18 protein-coding genes are annotated in these 13,102 nt (G+C 63.6%); 1 reads left to right on the top strand and 17 read right to left on the bottom strand.

From position 1 onward, the window contains the following. Positions 1-2 precede the first annotated feature (2 nt). From J5N58_RS07015 to J5N58_RS06990, 6 genes are all read right to left on the bottom strand, one after another. On the bottom strand, positions 3-1,082 hold the full coding sequence (locus tag J5N58_RS07015; protein ID WP_244710281.1) for a baseplate J/gp47 family protein: 1,080 nt from the start codon (positions 1,080-1,082) through the stop codon (positions 3-5). Next, on the bottom strand, positions 1,054-1,590 hold the full coding sequence (locus tag J5N58_RS07010; protein WP_244710280.1) for a phage GP46 family protein: 537 nt from the start codon (positions 1,588-1,590) through the stop codon (positions 1,054-1,056). Before J5N58_RS07010 ends, J5N58_RS07015 begins: the two co-directional genes overlap by 29 nt. Before the next feature lie 2 nt (positions 1,591-1,592). Continuing rightward, a complete protein-coding gene (locus J5N58_RS07005) occupies positions 1,593-2,009 on the bottom strand; it encodes a phage baseplate assembly protein domain-containing protein (protein ID WP_244710277.1) in 417 nt (138 codons plus the stop codon). Then, positions 2,006-3,070 (bottom strand): phage baseplate assembly protein, encoded by a 1,065-nt coding sequence (locus tag J5N58_RS07000; protein WP_244710275.1) that lies wholly within the window; start codon positions 3,068-3,070, stop codon positions 2,006-2,008. Before J5N58_RS07000 ends, J5N58_RS07005 begins: the two co-directional genes overlap by 4 nt. A 133-nt stretch (positions 3,071-3,203) precedes the next feature. Further along, a complete protein-coding gene (locus J5N58_RS06995) occupies positions 3,204-3,827 on the bottom strand; it encodes a hypothetical protein (RefSeq protein WP_244710273.1) in 624 nt (207 codons plus the stop codon). Continuing rightward, positions 3,827-4,285, bottom strand: coding sequence for a DNA circularization N-terminal domain-containing protein (locus J5N58_RS06990; protein ID WP_244710271.1), 459 nt, complete (start codon positions 4,283-4,285; stop codon positions 3,827-3,829). Before J5N58_RS06990 ends, J5N58_RS06995 begins: the two co-directional genes overlap by 1 nt. A 64-nt stretch (positions 4,286-4,349) precedes the next feature. Between J5N58_RS06990 and J5N58_RS06985 the strand changes: the two genes are divergently transcribed. Next, a complete protein-coding gene (locus tag J5N58_RS06985) occupies positions 4,350-4,616 on the top strand; it encodes a hypothetical protein (RefSeq protein ID WP_244710269.1) in 267 nt (88 codons plus the stop codon). A gap of 11 nt (positions 4,617-4,627) precedes the next feature. Here the strand turns inward: J5N58_RS06985 and J5N58_RS06980 are convergent, their stop codons facing one another. The 11 genes from J5N58_RS06980 to J5N58_RS06930 all read right to left on the bottom strand — a co-directional run bounded on the left by J5N58_RS06980 (position 4,628) and on the right by J5N58_RS06930 (position 13,097). Further along, positions 4,628-6,499 carry a phage tail tape measure protein gene (locus J5N58_RS06980; RefSeq protein WP_244710267.1) on the bottom strand — a complete coding sequence of 624 codons (1,872 nt, stop codon included), beginning with the start codon at positions 6,497-6,499 and terminating at the stop codon, positions 4,628-4,630. 58 nt (positions 6,500-6,557) lie between these two features. Further along, a complete protein-coding gene (locus tag J5N58_RS06975; RefSeq protein WP_244710265.1) occupies positions 6,558-6,932 on the bottom strand; it encodes a hypothetical protein in 375 nt (124 codons plus the stop codon). 2 nt (positions 6,933-6,934) lie between these two features. Next, positions 6,935-7,309 (bottom strand): hypothetical protein, encoded by a 375-nt coding sequence (locus J5N58_RS06970; RefSeq protein WP_244710262.1) that lies wholly within the window; start codon positions 7,307-7,309, stop codon positions 6,935-6,937. Between the two features lie 59 nt (positions 7,310-7,368). Beyond that, entirely contained in the window at positions 7,369-8,853 is a 1,485-nt protein-coding gene (locus J5N58_RS06965; protein ID WP_244710260.1) for a phage tail sheath subtilisin-like domain-containing protein, read from the bottom strand. After that, a complete protein-coding gene (locus J5N58_RS06960; protein WP_162760626.1) occupies positions 8,843-9,013 on the bottom strand; it encodes a hypothetical protein in 171 nt (56 codons plus the stop codon). Before J5N58_RS06960 ends, J5N58_RS06965 begins: the two co-directional genes overlap by 11 nt. Positions 9,014-9,036: 23 nt before the next feature. Beyond that, a complete protein-coding gene (locus J5N58_RS06955) occupies positions 9,037-9,768 on the bottom strand; it encodes a hypothetical protein (RefSeq protein WP_244710257.1) in 732 nt (243 codons plus the stop codon). Further along, the gene (locus tag J5N58_RS06950) at positions 9,755-10,156 is read right to left on the bottom strand and encodes a hypothetical protein (protein ID WP_244710255.1); all 402 of its coding nucleotides are present in this window, start codon (positions 10,154-10,156) and stop codon (positions 9,755-9,757) included. Before J5N58_RS06950 ends, J5N58_RS06955 begins: the two co-directional genes overlap by 14 nt. A 3-nt stretch (positions 10,157-10,159) precedes the next feature. Then, positions 10,160-10,504, bottom strand: a complete 345-nt coding sequence (locus tag J5N58_RS06945; RefSeq protein WP_244710253.1) for a hypothetical protein — start codon at positions 10,502-10,504, stop codon at positions 10,160-10,162. Between the two features lie 99 nt (positions 10,505-10,603). Further along, a complete protein-coding gene (locus J5N58_RS06940) occupies positions 10,604-11,614 on the bottom strand; it encodes a major capsid protein (protein WP_244710251.1) in 1,011 nt (336 codons plus the stop codon). Between the two features lie 11 nt (positions 11,615-11,625). Further along, positions 11,626-12,009 (bottom strand): head decoration protein, encoded by a 384-nt coding sequence (locus tag J5N58_RS06935; RefSeq protein WP_244710249.1) that lies wholly within the window; start codon positions 12,007-12,009, stop codon positions 11,626-11,628. Positions 12,010-12,011: 2 nt separating this feature from the next. Next, on the bottom strand, positions 12,012-13,097 hold the full coding sequence (locus tag J5N58_RS06930) for a head maturation protease, ClpP-related (protein ID WP_244710246.1): 1,086 nt from the start codon (positions 13,095-13,097) through the stop codon (positions 12,012-12,014). Positions 13,098-13,102 lie beyond the last annotated feature (5 nt).

Here is a 13,102-nt window from a genome sequence, read left to right as displayed (position 1 = left end):
GATCAACCCGGATAGCTGTAGGTGCCGGGCGTCGGGAATTGCCCGCTGGTCAAGACAATATCGGCGGCAGGCGCAACCAGCACGTGGCGCTCCTCGCCGGTCACCCCGGAAATCGCCTCGCCGATCCAGCTCCGCGACAGGGTAAACGTATTGCCCGCAATGCCCGGCCGGCATTTCGTCAGGTAGACATCGGCAATCGCCGCCTCGATCGCCGCACGGATCTCCGCGCTATCGGCGGAAAGCCCGGTAATCGTCACGTCGATGGGATGCGCGGTCGGCGCCACCACCTCGCTGGCGTCGGAACGGATCAGGCGTTTGGCATCGAGCGCCGCCTGCGCGACCGTGACATCCGAGGCCTCGGGAATATATCCGGGGCGACCGTCGAACAGGAAATAGACGAAAACATCGCCCGGATTTTGCCCGCGAAAGGCCCATGCCTGCCTGACCCCGGAGACGGCCCGCACCTCGCGCTCGTAGTCGCCGAGCGTGCCGGCGCCGGGCGGATTGCGCTTGCGCTGCAGGCCTCGCTCCTTGAGGGAGTCTTCGGTCTCGACATCCGCACCGCCGCCGAGCCCATCCGCATCGACCTCGAATGTCGTCGAAAGATCCGGATAAAGGCCGGGATCGGCCAGCGACAGAAGGCCGCCGCCATCGCGGTTGGTGTGCGACCCCTTGGTTTCCGCCTTGACCGGTAGCGTCAGGCTACCATCCGCGCCCGAGGTCGCAGCGGCGGTTGAGATATAGGTGACATTGCCGGAGACGAAGCGGATACCCTCCGGATAGGCGGTGCTCGCTGCAGCCGTTCCGATCGCAAGCCCAACGGCCGCGGCGGCCTTCTTTTTGTAGATCCCGACATCGGAACAATGCAGTTCGAGGAACTTTCCCGTCGACGTCGACATGAACATCTGCCGCGCCAGATAGCCCATGCGCAGTTCGAATTCATGCGAAATGCCGGCCAGGACCTTCGTGACGACCGTCACGAAGTTATTCTTCAGCGCCGTATCGCTGCCGGGCAGCCAGCGGCGGAACGCGCCCCGGATCGCCGCCGAAGCATCATCGAGCGAGCGGATGGACCACGCCATTGACCTGCCTCCAGAGTAGTTCGAATTTTCCGTCATAGATGCGCTCGCCGTCGCGCCCGTAGAGCGTCACCGCATAGTCGATCCGGTTCGCCGGCCGGTCGGCGGCCACAGTGACATCCATCGAGGCCGCCGCCCCCTGCTCGATCAGAGGTTCCAGCGCCTCGCGCACATAGTCCTCAATATCGGTTTCGATACCGTCGTAGATCGCCCTGCGGCGCAGCAGCCAGAGGCGCGAACCGAGCAGCCCCTCGCCGTCCATTGCGTCGAAACTGTCGCCGATCCAGCCCCGGTTTTCCTCGCCGTCGCGCAGCTCGCTGTCCTCGACCCGGCGATCCGTCTGCAGCAGGATCAGCACCTGCGTCGCCAGCCCCTGTTCGGCGCGGAAATCCCCCGGAGCCGAGGCGTGGTCGAGCCCGTTCAGGATCAGGTCGCCTACATATCCGTCCCAGCTGAGATCGGGCGCGCGATAGGGCTCCTCGTCCTCGTCGACCGGAATGATGCGGATCATGGTCACGCCCCGTTATTGCCGTCGCCATCGACGATCGATCCGCCCGCCGAAATGCCGCCGGTCATGGAGATACTGCCGTCGATGGTAAAATTTCCGACGAACTCGTGAAGTGGCGCGACATAGCGAACCTTGGTCCCGACCAGGCTGATGATGTTCCCGTTCGCGTCATAGATCGCCCTCCCGCCAGCCGGCAGGACGGGGCGCAGACCCGGATGTTCGCCACCGAGAACCACCGCGAAATCCGGATTGCCCGGCATGGGAAAGAGAATGCCCTTGCCGCCCTTGACCGGGCTGGAGGCAGACCCATGCGGCTCCGGTCGGTAGACACGGGTATAGCCATGGCCGAAAACGCCCCGGCCGGAGACGAACTGCTGCCCGCCCTTTTCCTCCACACGCCCGTCGAAATCGAACCGCATCATTCGTCTGCATACTCCGCGTCGGTGACGCCGGGCGCCGCATAGCCGTCCGCCGATTGCCCGCGCGGATTGTCCCCGCCGAGCGCCCGTGGATCGGCCAGCGACAGCGTCGCCATGGTCATCTCGCCCTGGTGAAAAACGATGCTCTTGATAATCATCAGTCCGCTGATGCCCAGCCAGTCGTCCTCGACCTGCACCAGAAAATTCGGCTGCCAGATCTGCCCGGCTGCGTCGCGCCAGCCGGTCACCGGAATGGAGGCCGTCACGCTCTCGCCGGCAGCCCGGCGCGCCTGCCAGACCGCCCGCTGGCGCATGCGGTCGATGGTCGCCTCGCCCTCATGTGGCAGGATCAGCACCCGCTTGCGCGTCACGCCGCTATCGGTTGCCGTCTCCTGCGGCCTGAGCTGCTGCTTATCCGTACCCTCCGTCGCCTGCCCGCGAATACGGGTCTCGGAATAGCGCCCCCGCTCGGTAAAGCTGGCGCTCGCCCCCGGCAAAATATTCACCCCGCGCCGCAATGTGCCGCGATGGCTGCCGGCCGGTTTCGACGCCAGCTTCAGCCGCCCCTCTGGCGTGTCATGGATCAGCAGACCTCGCCCCCGCGCACGGCGCTCGATTGAGGCAAATGCGCTCTCGCCGACGGAAATCCGGTGAACGGCTTCGATCGGCAGTTTGGCGCCATCGGTCTCGATCCCGATTCCGTAGCTGTCCAGTTCCGTGGCAATGGCCGCGAGATCCTTGTTGAGGATTTCGCCGCTCTCATGCTCCGCCGAGCACTCCACGTAATCGACGGTGCGCGAAACCATCGAACAGGACAGCGTCCGGTCGGCCTCGCTATAACCCGTCGAGACGTCCCGGACATAACCCGTCAACATCAGGTCGCCGGACGCAGTGACCCTGGTCTCCAGACCGGGAAACACCGGCACACCCGATCCGGTAATGACGAATTCGCCACTCGCCGACCGCGCCGCCTCCTCCGCCGACACGGTAATGTCGATGGATTTGACCGGCGGCAGGCCGGAAACCACGACAGTCTCCAGCGGGCCATAGGATAATTCTCTCACTGAAACCGCTCTTCCGCATCGTGCCCATACAGGCCGCAAGGCCGTCGCCGACCGCGACGACGCAGTCGCGCAAACGGAAAATCGTTGCGCGCCCAGTCCGGAGCGAAGGCCATCGGCCGACAGCGCGAGGACATCACGATTGCAGCGCGTCGAAGGCGACAGGCATCAGCATCGGCGTCGAGGCCCCGGCAATCTCCACCAGGCTCTCCGCCCTGTTGGCATTGCCATAGAGCTGATAGGCGAGCACCGTCGCCGGCAGCGAAATCCCGGTCTCGACCCGCACCACCGGCACGGCATCCGCCGCCTGGTCGGAGACCAGCCGCACCGAGACATCGACCAGCCGCGACAGCCAGACATAGAGATCGACCGCGACCGCTCCAAGGGCGGAAACCAGAGCCAGCGCCGCCGTTCCGGCCGTCCCGATCCGCTCGCGCGCGGCGCGTGCCTGCGGCCGGGAAATCCAGCCGGCGCGCGGCCCCGCGATGCAGAGGCCGACGGCGAGCAGGATCGCCGCAGCATCGGCCGTATCGGTTGCGTCGAAATCCGTGGCCTTGATCGCATCGAACCCGGCCGGCGTCGTCACGCTCTCCGCCACGATCCGCATCAGCGAGATCGTCTCCAGCCCAAAGGCCTCCGCATCGAGTTCCGGCGCGGCTGCCAGCCTGTCGGCGACGTCGGCCGCGTCCAGCGTGTCCGTCACCAGCATCGAGGCCAGCGCCGAGAGCCAGTCGCAAATGTCCTGTCGATCCGCCGCCATCAGAACCATCCGCCGAATGCGCCGCCGGCAGCCGTGAGGTTGTCGAGCACCGCGGCCGTCACGTCGCCCACGCCGAGAATGGCGCCAGGCGTATTGCCGGCGGGGATCGCCGTGAAGGTGAAGGCGATATAGCCCCGCTGGTCCTTGAACCGGCTGCGCCGGAAGCCCTCGACATAAGCCAGTTGCCCGCCATCCATCGGCAACACCAGCCGCCCCGGACCGGCGGCGTTGCACGCAACCTCCAGAGCCCTCGCCTGCGCGTCGCTCAGGTCGCCGAGCAGATAGGCCGTGACGTCATAGGCGGGCGTCGCCAGCCCCATCTCCTCCAGATAGGTCGTGCGTCCGCCGGCATATTCATGCCGGGCCAAACGCTTGCCGCCGGAATGGTCGTCCATGTCGACCCAGAACGGCACACCGCGATAGCTCGCCCGCCTGAGGGTTTTTGCCCAGTCACGCATATTTCAGGTCCTCGACAATGGGCTGTGGATTTGCTTCACTGCCCCGCAACCAAAGGGGGTAGTCATGAATCGTACACTGATCGGAGCGCTGGACGCGCTTAACAGCTTGCTGGCACTTCTTATTGTCGCTGCCGGTTTTGGCATCGGCTTCTTCATGACGCCAGATCCTGCAGGGAGGCTGGTGACAGGCGTGATCGGAGCCTTTATCGGCCTAGTCGTCGCATCGGTCGTCTGCGGTTTACTCGCCATTTTTCTTGAGATTGAGCAACATCTCAGGCGATTGATCTACCTGCGGGAGACGGAGATGAGGCCCGGTAACCAAAGCGAATGATCCTGAAATAATTACCAAGGGCCGCCGCCCGGCTTCTGCGGCGGCATGCTTGGGCCGGTATCGGCGTTGACCAATTTGCCAACTGATGCGCCAGCCCGAGATGATCCAGCGTTCCGTTTCGCCTGCTCAACAGCCTGCTGGATCGCTCGCGCCGCATCCATTCCGGCAGCACGTATTGCGTCGGCGGCGGCGCTGAAGAAGCCGGCTCCCTCCTGTCCGCCTTCTGCAACTTTCTGACCAGCCTCTTTGCCGCTGTCTACGATTTTCATGGACGCCTCGCTCGTGGCGTCCATGAAACCTTGCATCAATCGATCAGGACCGTTGATGAATTCGTCCATGGCTGCAGCCCGTCCGCCATCGTCTGGAACGTAATTGTAAGATCCTTGCGACGGATAGTTCCCGACGTTTGTCTCTGGCAGCGGGCGCGGAGACGGGATCGGAGCGCGGTCTGGTATGGATGAGCCATTCCGCCGCTTCCCTTTTTCCCTGCTTGCAGGCTGGTTGATCCGCCTTCCATCCCGTGATCCGGGACGCCCCGTCGAGGCCTTGACCTTGCCGCTCTCATACTGCCGCCGGCGATAGTCCGCGATGGCCTTCCGGTCGCTGTAGCCGCCCTCGATAGCCGCCTGCATCTTTTCGTCGTCGGTGCTGGTCAGACCCCACCGGGTCCGGTCCCACCAGTCCATGCCACGCTTTTCCAGCCCCGCATTGACGGAGGCATGGTAGTCGAGATTGCTCGACACGCTGTCCATCAGACCGATGGCCGTCGGCGCGGCGGCCTTGCCGAAGTTCGTCCACAGCCGATCCCAACTGTTCGACATGCGGTCGATCGATGCCTGCGTATCCGACATCACGCGGTTGACATCGCGCCACACCGCGCCGTCGACCTCGGCCGAGTTCATCAGCTCGAGGAATTTCCGCAGGCTGTCCTCGCTGGTAATCAGCGACTGCATGCCGAGGCGAAATTCCTGGTCGGAGAACAGCAAGGGGAGCTTCGACAGATCGCCCTTGATCGCCTCTTTCGAAAGACGCACGAAGGCGGAAACCGCGTCCTCGCCGGACTTCGCCGCCGCCTGCATTTCGCTGCGGAGATCGACGCCGAACTTCTTGAACTTGTTGGCCGTTTCCTCGGAGAACATCTTGCCGAAAATGTTCTGCGCCTGCGTCGCCGCACTGGATGCGTCGCCGGTATCCTCGCGGATCGTCTGCAGGATGGCGACCAGCCGTTTCAGCCCGTCCTCTCCCTGATAACCGAGCGTCGCGAAGCTGTTCGCCAAGCCCGGAATATATTGCGCCATGTCCTTGAGTTCGAACTGGCCCGCCTTGCCGCCCATGACCATGATGTCGAAGGCGCGCTGCAACTGCGACGTCTCGATCTCGAGCGCGTCGGCAGCCTTCAGGCCCGTATTGGCAATATCGGCCGTCGCTGCCCCGGACGCCTGCGCCGTGGCCAGCACCGAAGGCAGGAACGCCATCGCTTCCTCTAGCGACTTGCCGGAGGAAACCAGCGTGTCCAGCGCCTCGATGGCAGGGGCCACGCTGTCATAGTTCAAATCCTTGGAGACCTTCAGCGCCTCAGCGAAGGCCCTGGACGTCTGTTCGCTTGTCGCATCGGCCGTGATGCCGATGCGGGTCATCTGCCGTTCCAGCGCGGCAAAATCGGTGACTGCAGCCTTTGCGCCATAGGCCAGCGCGGCGGGCGCAGCATAACGCGCCACCATGGCGTACATATCAGCCGTTCCGCGCGCCAGCATACCCTGACGGCGGTTGAACTCCCCGGCCCGTCTGTTCACATCGCCCATCTTGTCGGCGATGTTCTTGAACACCCTCCCCGTCTTGTCGATCGCGGAGATCTGCAGAGCCGCCGTGATGACGCGGTTCATGGTCACCTCCTACGGTACTGTACGGCGCGATTGGCCCACCAGGCGATTTCGGAAAGCGTCATTCGCTGGACGCGGGTTGCGTCCCATCCGAACCGGAAGACGAGGTGGTCGGCGGCGACGTCGTGGCCGCCGCCTCGCGGAAAAAACCGAGCACCTTGTCGGCAAGCTTCTTGCCGTCCAGCGATGAGATGAGAGCAAGGTTCTCGTAGCCGGGAGACCCGACCTTCACCAGCCGCTGGAGATAGGCATCGATGGTCGTCGGATAGGTGATGAGCATCCCGCCGCCCTGTCCGTTCGGCTGCCACTCCTCCGGGATGCCGAGACCATCCATGTAGGTGTCGACATAGGTCGGCTCACGGAGCACGACACTGTCGAACGGCTGACCAGCCGGCGGCTCGTAGCGCCGGGACAGTTTGACGATATGCTCGGCCATGGTCAGCCACCCGTCCGGCGATAGTCTTCGGAGTTGATGGTGAGGCCGCTCACCTCGCCGTTGAGGCGGTTGTTGTCGGAGTCTCCGGTGAAAAACGCCGAGATATAATGATGCGTCACCCCGGTGAATTCCTCGGTCACGACGATATTCTGCCGTGGCGCGGTCATCAGCGCATCGAGGTCGATACCATTATCCGCGAACACGACATTGGCGCGCGGTGAGGTCGGCGTGCCGATCCGGTCGGTGGAGCCGTCCTGATTGGTGATCGCCTCGTTGCTCTGCCGTCCGCGCATGACGGAAAACGTGCCGCGCAGCGACAGAAATCCGCCGCTCGAAAGACGGACGCTCATACGCCCGCCAAAATCCTTGCCTGCCATGGCTGGCTCTCCTGTGATGGTTTAGGCCTGTGAAATGAAAAGGAGGCGCCGGCGGCGCCTCAGACCTGTGCGAAGACGCGGGCGAGGCCTGCGAAAATGTCGAGCGGATTGACCCGGTCGATGTTGATGCCGATGTCCACCCTGTTCGGATTGTCCGCATTGCGGGTCACTGTGATGGCGTCCAGCACTTCGGACGAGGCCTCGACCACGCCGCGCAGCGACAGTTCGACCATGGCGTTGACCATCGTCGCCCGGATGTCCTTCGGCGTGACGAGGCTCGGCAGGTTGCCGGGATTGTCGTCGACGATCGCCTTGTTCGAATGCTCGTAGGCCAGCTGTGCGCGGAAATATTTCAGCGCGTACATGGTCTGGTAGATGGCCTGGATATCGCGCATCGCGCTGTCAGGCACACCGTTCGTCGTCTGCTGCTGCGTGATGATCTTGCCGATCGCCACATTGCCGGAGCGGTCGACGGACCAGGTCGAGACGCTGTTCGACAGCAGGCTGTTGCGCGTCGCATAGTTGGGCCAGTAATCGCGATCGCGCGGCGCGATCATGTCGGAGACCACGAGACCGGACTGGTTGACCGAAACGCGCCCGTCCGAGCCGCCATCGAGGAACGAGGCGATGCGCCCGACCACGGCGGCGACGAATTCGTAATCCGGTCGCGCCATGCCGCCATTGGAAAACACCGGGATCATCGAGAGATGCCAGCTGTCCTTGGCCAGCGCCGAGGTGGCAAGCGTCGCCGTGGTGCCGGATTTCGGATAGAAGACATGGCCGTAGAGCTGCTGGAGATAGGACCAACGACCCGACACGTTGCTGTGGAAATCGTCGAGGCGCGTGCCGTTCGCATCGTCGCCGAAGGCCGAAACGACGACCTCGAACGGATCGTCGCCCATCGCCGCCAGCACGGCGGAGACATCGGGCGTGCCTGCCCCCGCAATCGAGACCGCGAATGTCAGGATGCCGGAAAACGCATTGGCGCCGTCCAGCACCGGGATATAGACGTCGATCCCGGAGGCGTATGTGCCCTTATGCCGTGCCGTGATCGTCACGACATTGGTCGCCGCCGTCGCGGTGAACGGCAGCGAGATCTTGGTGACCGGATTGATATAGGCGTTGATCGCGGCGGCAAGCGCGGTCGCCACCGCATTGGCGCTGTCTCCGGCCGCGATGTTGATCGCCACGCTTTCGCCGGCGATCTGCAAGACGCCCTGCCCGCCGGCGGCCGGAACTACGCCGACCGTAATGGTCCTCGCCTCCGCCGTGGTCGCCTCTTCGACACGGCCGAGCCAGATTTCCTGCGCGGCGGCGTTGCGCCGCATGCGGATGAACATCGCCTCCAGCATCGAGCCTCGGCCGGCGAGGTAGCGTGCCTCCTCGACACTGCCGCAAAGCGCGATGCCGGAGACGGCGAGCGCGCCGGCATCGAGGCCATGGCCGAGCAGGATCGCGCGATTTTCGGAAGAAAACTGGCCGCCGCTTTCGACGTCGAACGCCAGCAGCGGGGCGATGATACCGCTCGGAATATTACTTGCCATCGGCGTCGTCCTTCTTCTTCGAGCCTTCCGGCTTCACGACGAGATCGCCGTCCTTGACCATCCGGCGATGAAACTGGGAAAGCGGATCGATCGGTCGGCCGTCTTCCGGCCAGCCGTTCGGAATCGTGCGGCCGGGAGCCGCCACATAGAGCACTGTCATGGATGCCTCCGGTGATGTGGGCCTCAGGGTTTCGGCGTGCCCACCACGCCGTCGATTTCGGTTCCGCCCGCAATCCGGGCGGTAAAGTCCATGCCGGCAAGCGCGGTCGGCGGCTCCCCGGCGAAGTGCGCGCCGAGCGCCTGCAACTGGGCCTTGGCATAACTGCCCTCAGGCAGGGCATCGCAGACGGTACGGATCGGCTCCGGCAGGCCGCCGGTCGCCACATCGAAATCGTCGTCACGGATCGACAGGTGAAACCGCGTCGTCATCCGGTGCCAGCGAAGCCCGTATTCCGGGACGGCGAACGTCTTGTTTTCCACCCGGGTCACCTGCCGCACAAGCCGCCTCCAGGCCACTCCGGCATGGCTGAATTCGAGCAGGTAGCGGACCCGCGACGCCAGTGCCGCCAGAACCAGACGAGCCGATGGATCGCCATCGGCCATGGCGTCGGCAAAGGCGGGGCCATCGCCATCGCGAGCAACGATGCAGAGTTCCGCCACCACGTCGAGCACGGCGTCAGCCCCGGTATCACCGGCATCCGTCATGGGACCGCGAAGGGCGACGCCGCTTTCCGGCGTATAGAGCGAGAGGATGGGCGTGTATTCCGCCTCCTCGTCGATATCGGAGATCGACGGCGCCCGGCTGTCGAACACCCGCGCCCCGGCCAGTGTCGGATAGGGTCCGCCACTGGTCTGGGCCGATGTTGGCAGCAGGATCTCCATGGCGACGAGCCGCACAGCCTCAGCCGCCAGCATGTTTCACCTCCGAGAGATACCAGGCGGGCCTCGACGAACCATCCCGCTCCGAGGCCTCGATCCGCCATGTGCGACCCCCGCTGACGACCCGGTCACCGTTTCGCGGCCGCCACGGCCATTCGCCCACATGCGCCGTCAATACCGCCGCATAGGAGACTGTCGCGCCCGGCGTGCCGGGATCGCCGGGTGGATGGCGGGTGAGCCGGTCAGCGGGAGGCTGGAGGTCGATGGTCCCGAGAAAATCGAATGCCGGCCGGCTGTCGTCGACCTGTATCCCGTGATTGACCGATTGCCCCGTTCTGTAACCGACAAGCTGGCAGGGCGTGACGTCGAACACGCCTGCCACCTTATCCTCGAGCATCGCCCGAGCCGATGCCCAGTCGACCATCGGTCAGGCCTGCGCCGCCGCCGACGACGCTTCGGCATCATCATCACCATCCGCGCCTTCGGCTTCGTCAGCGTCACTGCCGTCGATGTCATCTTCCTGCAAGATGGTGCCAAGCAGCGATGCCTGATCGACAGCATCAGCGTTTTCACCGGCTGGAGCCTTGGCCTTCTTCTTCGGCTTCTCCGGAGCAGCGACCTCGATAGCGAACCGGTCTGCGATCAGGTGACGGCCGTAACGCTCGGGAACCGTGATCGGCGCCAGCGCCTCGATATGCACGTCCTCAGACTTGCCGAGAACCTCGCCGGGGATGATGCCACCCTGCGGGAATGCAATGGTGATCTTGCTCATGGAAGTATCTCTCCTGTTGTCGAGCGCCATCACGACGACGGCGCTTGAAAACAGGAGGCCGGGAGAACCGGCCTCCTAAGTTAATTGTGACGACGAGCGTCAGGTGAGTGTCAGCTTGCGCAGGACTTCAGGACGAGTGCAGATGGAGATTGCGTTCATCTGCACTTCAAGGTCATAGCCCTTCTTGTTGGATTTTTCCGGAGCGCGGCTGTAGAAGGGCAGTCCAGGCGTATTGACCGTTTCATTGTAGTCCGCAGGCGCGAAGCGGGTGATGAACAGGTCCGGCACGCCTTTGATCGTAACGCGAGCTTCGTTCGCGGCGATATACGGGGACCCGATATCCGCCGTCGCCTTGGCGCCGGTCTTGTAGCGTTCCCATGTGGCCCCGCCCCACTCGAAGACATCGGGAACATCCTGCCTCAGCACGGAAGCACCGTTGTTGTAAAGGAAGGTATCGCGCACCGACTTGTGCTGCCACAACGCCTTGTGGAAGCTGCGACCAGTGAATACGTGGATGCCGCCGTAGGGTTCGTCGAGGGAATCTTCGATCGAGTAAATGACATCCTGCCAAAGGCTCGTAACCAGCGTTGTGTCTACGTCCAGTTCAAGCGAGACATCTGCCGGCACGGCGATACCGAACGTATTGTAGAGGTTGACGAGAACCCCGCCGGATTTCGACGTCACGATGCCCTTGATAGCACCGACCCGCTGATGCTCCAGTGTCATGGTGAGGTCCGCCGCATGGCGCTGCGCCTTGCGGTTGACGCGCCCCTCCACGGTTTCCAGCGAACTCTCGGTGCCGAACTCGCGGACATTCTGAACCTCGTCGGCAAGAATGCTGTCGTCGCGCTGATAGTGCGGAACGATGACGGGCACCTTGTTTCGATCTTCGTCACCGGTCGTCTCGCCAGGGCCACCGCGGGCGCTAGGCTCGACCAGCCCGAGTTTTCCGTTGCGGCGTTCGATGGAAATCATCGTGGTCGACACGCTGTCTTCGTCGAAGATGCCGGAAGCGCTGACCTGGCCGGGCCGGTAGGGCACGGCATTGACGGCCGCCGTCAGGCTTTCAAGGCTGAACGGGTCGGAGGTATGGACATTCTGTGAGGTCACGGTCGTTCTCCTTATCGTGCCTTGATCGTGACGGCGCGGAGCTGGGTGAGCTTCGCCGCCTTCTTGGTGTCGTCATCGACCGTGCTGTCGTAGATCAGCATCGGCTTCTTCACCTCGGCATCGTTGGTGATGCCGACGGTCGCCACATCAGCCGAGGTCGCATCAACCTCGTAAGCCGCGATCGCGGTGGCCGTTTCGGCCCCTTCCTTGCCGGCTGTGCTGGCATTGGGCGACGGCGCGTACTTGCCGCTGGCGGTGACCTTGCCGAGCACCGTGCCTGCTTTGACGATGCCGGAGCCGGAGGCGACAGTGATCGGCTCGCGCGAGAGCATTCCGTTTGCCTCCGACAGTACGAAGGCGAGATCGCGGGGAGTTTCAGTGAAACTGGTCGGCATGATCATGCCCCCTTCTGAGTGTTGCGACGCGCCGCAAAGATGGCGTCACGGTTGATCTTCGGAGCACCGGCGGCCGCGGTCGGCCCACCACCCGGCATCGCCAGATTGGCCGCAGCAACGCGCTGCTGTTCGTAGGTGGCGGCAGGCGCAGGGGCGGGTGCCGGTGAAGGCTGGGCCGGATCAGACGCTTCCGTCTTCGGTGCCACCTTGAGCGCAGCGATGACGGCCTCAACCGGCATGTCGGTTTCATGCGCAAAGTGTTCCGCCAGGGCCTCGCGGCCCTTGGCTTCATCGTTGGTCATGATCGCCTTGAGGCGGGCCTTGCTGTCCGCGAGCGCCTTCGCAACGGCGTCCGCGACCAGCTTGTTCGTATCGGCGGCAACGGGTTCCGCCACAGGCTGTGTGGTCATCGCAGGTTTATCCTTTTCGATGCTGGGTTTGGCAGAAGCGATCGCCGCTGCGGATTTCGATAGTTGCGTGCAGTTCCAGAGCTTGCGTGCAGAGAGGGCAACAAACCGCTCCGGCGCATGGGCATAGATGCTATAGTCATGCGCAGCGGCGACCCGGGCCTTTTTGTTCTCGATCGCCGTTGCATAACCGCGCTCGACAGCCTCATCGGCGTTCAGCCAGAGTTCGGATTTCATGTCGGCGCGGACGTCGGCAATGTCGTCGCCGGTCACTTCCGCATAGATGGATGCGAGATTTTCGGCCTGTTTCTCGACCACCTTGGCAAACTGCTCGATGTCGGCAGCCGTGCCCCAGATCGACGAGGATGGCTCGTGGATCATCATCATCGCGCCGGTGCGCATGATCCTGTCGTCGCCGGCCATGGCAATGACGGAGGCGCTGGACGCGGCCATAGCGTCAACGATGACGGTCACCTTTCCCTTGTGGGCCTTCAGGGCGTTGAAGATGGCAATGCCATCATCGACATAACCACCGCCGGAGTTGATGCGGACAGTGATGTCCGCCTCCCTTCCAAGCTCGGTGAGCGCCTCCAGCACCTCGAAAGAGGTGAAACCTTCGCCCCAGAAGTTTTCCCCGACGAACCCGTAAAGCACGAGTTCACCGTTCAACAGAACAGACATGTTGG

This window comes from Paenirhizobium cremeum (assembly GCF_022884085.1).
In the GTDB taxonomy this organism is placed as follows: Bacteria; Pseudomonadota; Alphaproteobacteria; order Rhizobiales; family Rhizobiaceae; genus Allorhizobium; species Allorhizobium cremeum.
This window is presented reverse-complemented; position numbering and strand designations above follow the sequence as displayed.

What these genes read in the sequence shown, in the direction of transcription:
- J5N58_RS07015 (WP_244710281.1), bottom strand. Translation starts at nt 1,082, where the DNA reads ATGGCGTGGTCCATCCGCTCGCTCGATGATGCTTCGGCGGCGATCCGG.
- J5N58_RS07010 (WP_244710280.1), bottom strand. Translation starts at nt 1,590, where the DNA reads ATGATCCGCATCATTCCGGTCGACGAGGACGAGGAGCCCTATCGCGCG.
- J5N58_RS07005 (WP_244710277.1), bottom strand. Translation starts at nt 2,009, where the DNA reads ATGATGCGGTTCGATTTCGACGGGCGTGTGGAGGAAAAGGGCGGGCAG.
- J5N58_RS06995 (WP_244710273.1), bottom strand. Translation starts at nt 3,827, where the DNA reads ATGGCGGCGGATCGACAGGACATTTGCGACTGGCTCTCGGCGCTGGCC.
- J5N58_RS06990 (WP_244710271.1), bottom strand. Translation starts at nt 4,285, where the DNA reads ATGCGTGACTGGGCAAAAACCCTCAGGCGGGCGAGCTATCGCGGTGTG.
- J5N58_RS06985 (WP_244710269.1), top strand. Translation starts at nt 4,350, where the DNA reads ATGAATCGTACACTGATCGGAGCGCTGGACGCGCTTAACAGCTTGCTG.
- J5N58_RS06980 (WP_244710267.1), bottom strand. Translation starts at nt 6,499, where the DNA reads ATGAACCGCGTCATCACGGCGGCTCTGCAGATCTCCGCGATCGACAAG.
- J5N58_RS06975 (WP_244710265.1), bottom strand. Translation starts at nt 6,932, where the DNA reads ATGGCCGAGCATATCGTCAAACTGTCCCGGCGCTACGAGCCGCCGGCT.
- J5N58_RS06970 (WP_244710262.1), bottom strand. Translation starts at nt 7,309, where the DNA reads ATGGCAGGCAAGGATTTTGGCGGGCGTATGAGCGTCCGTCTTTCGAGC.
- J5N58_RS06965 (WP_244710260.1), bottom strand. Translation starts at nt 8,853, where the DNA reads ATGGCAAGTAATATTCCGAGCGGTATCATCGCCCCGCTGCTGGCGTTC.
- J5N58_RS06960 (WP_162760626.1), bottom strand. Translation starts at nt 9,013, where the DNA reads ATGACAGTGCTCTATGTGGCGGCTCCCGGCCGCACGATTCCGAACGGC.
- J5N58_RS06955 (WP_244710257.1), bottom strand. Translation starts at nt 9,768, where the DNA reads ATGCTGGCGGCTGAGGCTGTGCGGCTCGTCGCCATGGAGATCCTGCTG.
- J5N58_RS06950 (WP_244710255.1), bottom strand. Translation starts at nt 10,156, where the DNA reads ATGGTCGACTGGGCATCGGCTCGGGCGATGCTCGAGGATAAGGTGGCA.
- J5N58_RS06945 (WP_244710253.1), bottom strand. Translation starts at nt 10,504, where the DNA reads ATGAGCAAGATCACCATTGCATTCCCGCAGGGTGGCATCATCCCCGGC.
- J5N58_RS06935 (WP_244710249.1), bottom strand. Translation starts at nt 12,009, where the DNA reads ATGCCGACCAGTTTCACTGAAACTCCCCGCGATCTCGCCTTCGTACTG.
- J5N58_RS06930 (WP_244710246.1), bottom strand. Translation starts at nt 13,097, where the DNA reads ATGTCTGTTCTGTTGAACGGTGAACTCGTGCTTTACGGGTTCGTCGGG.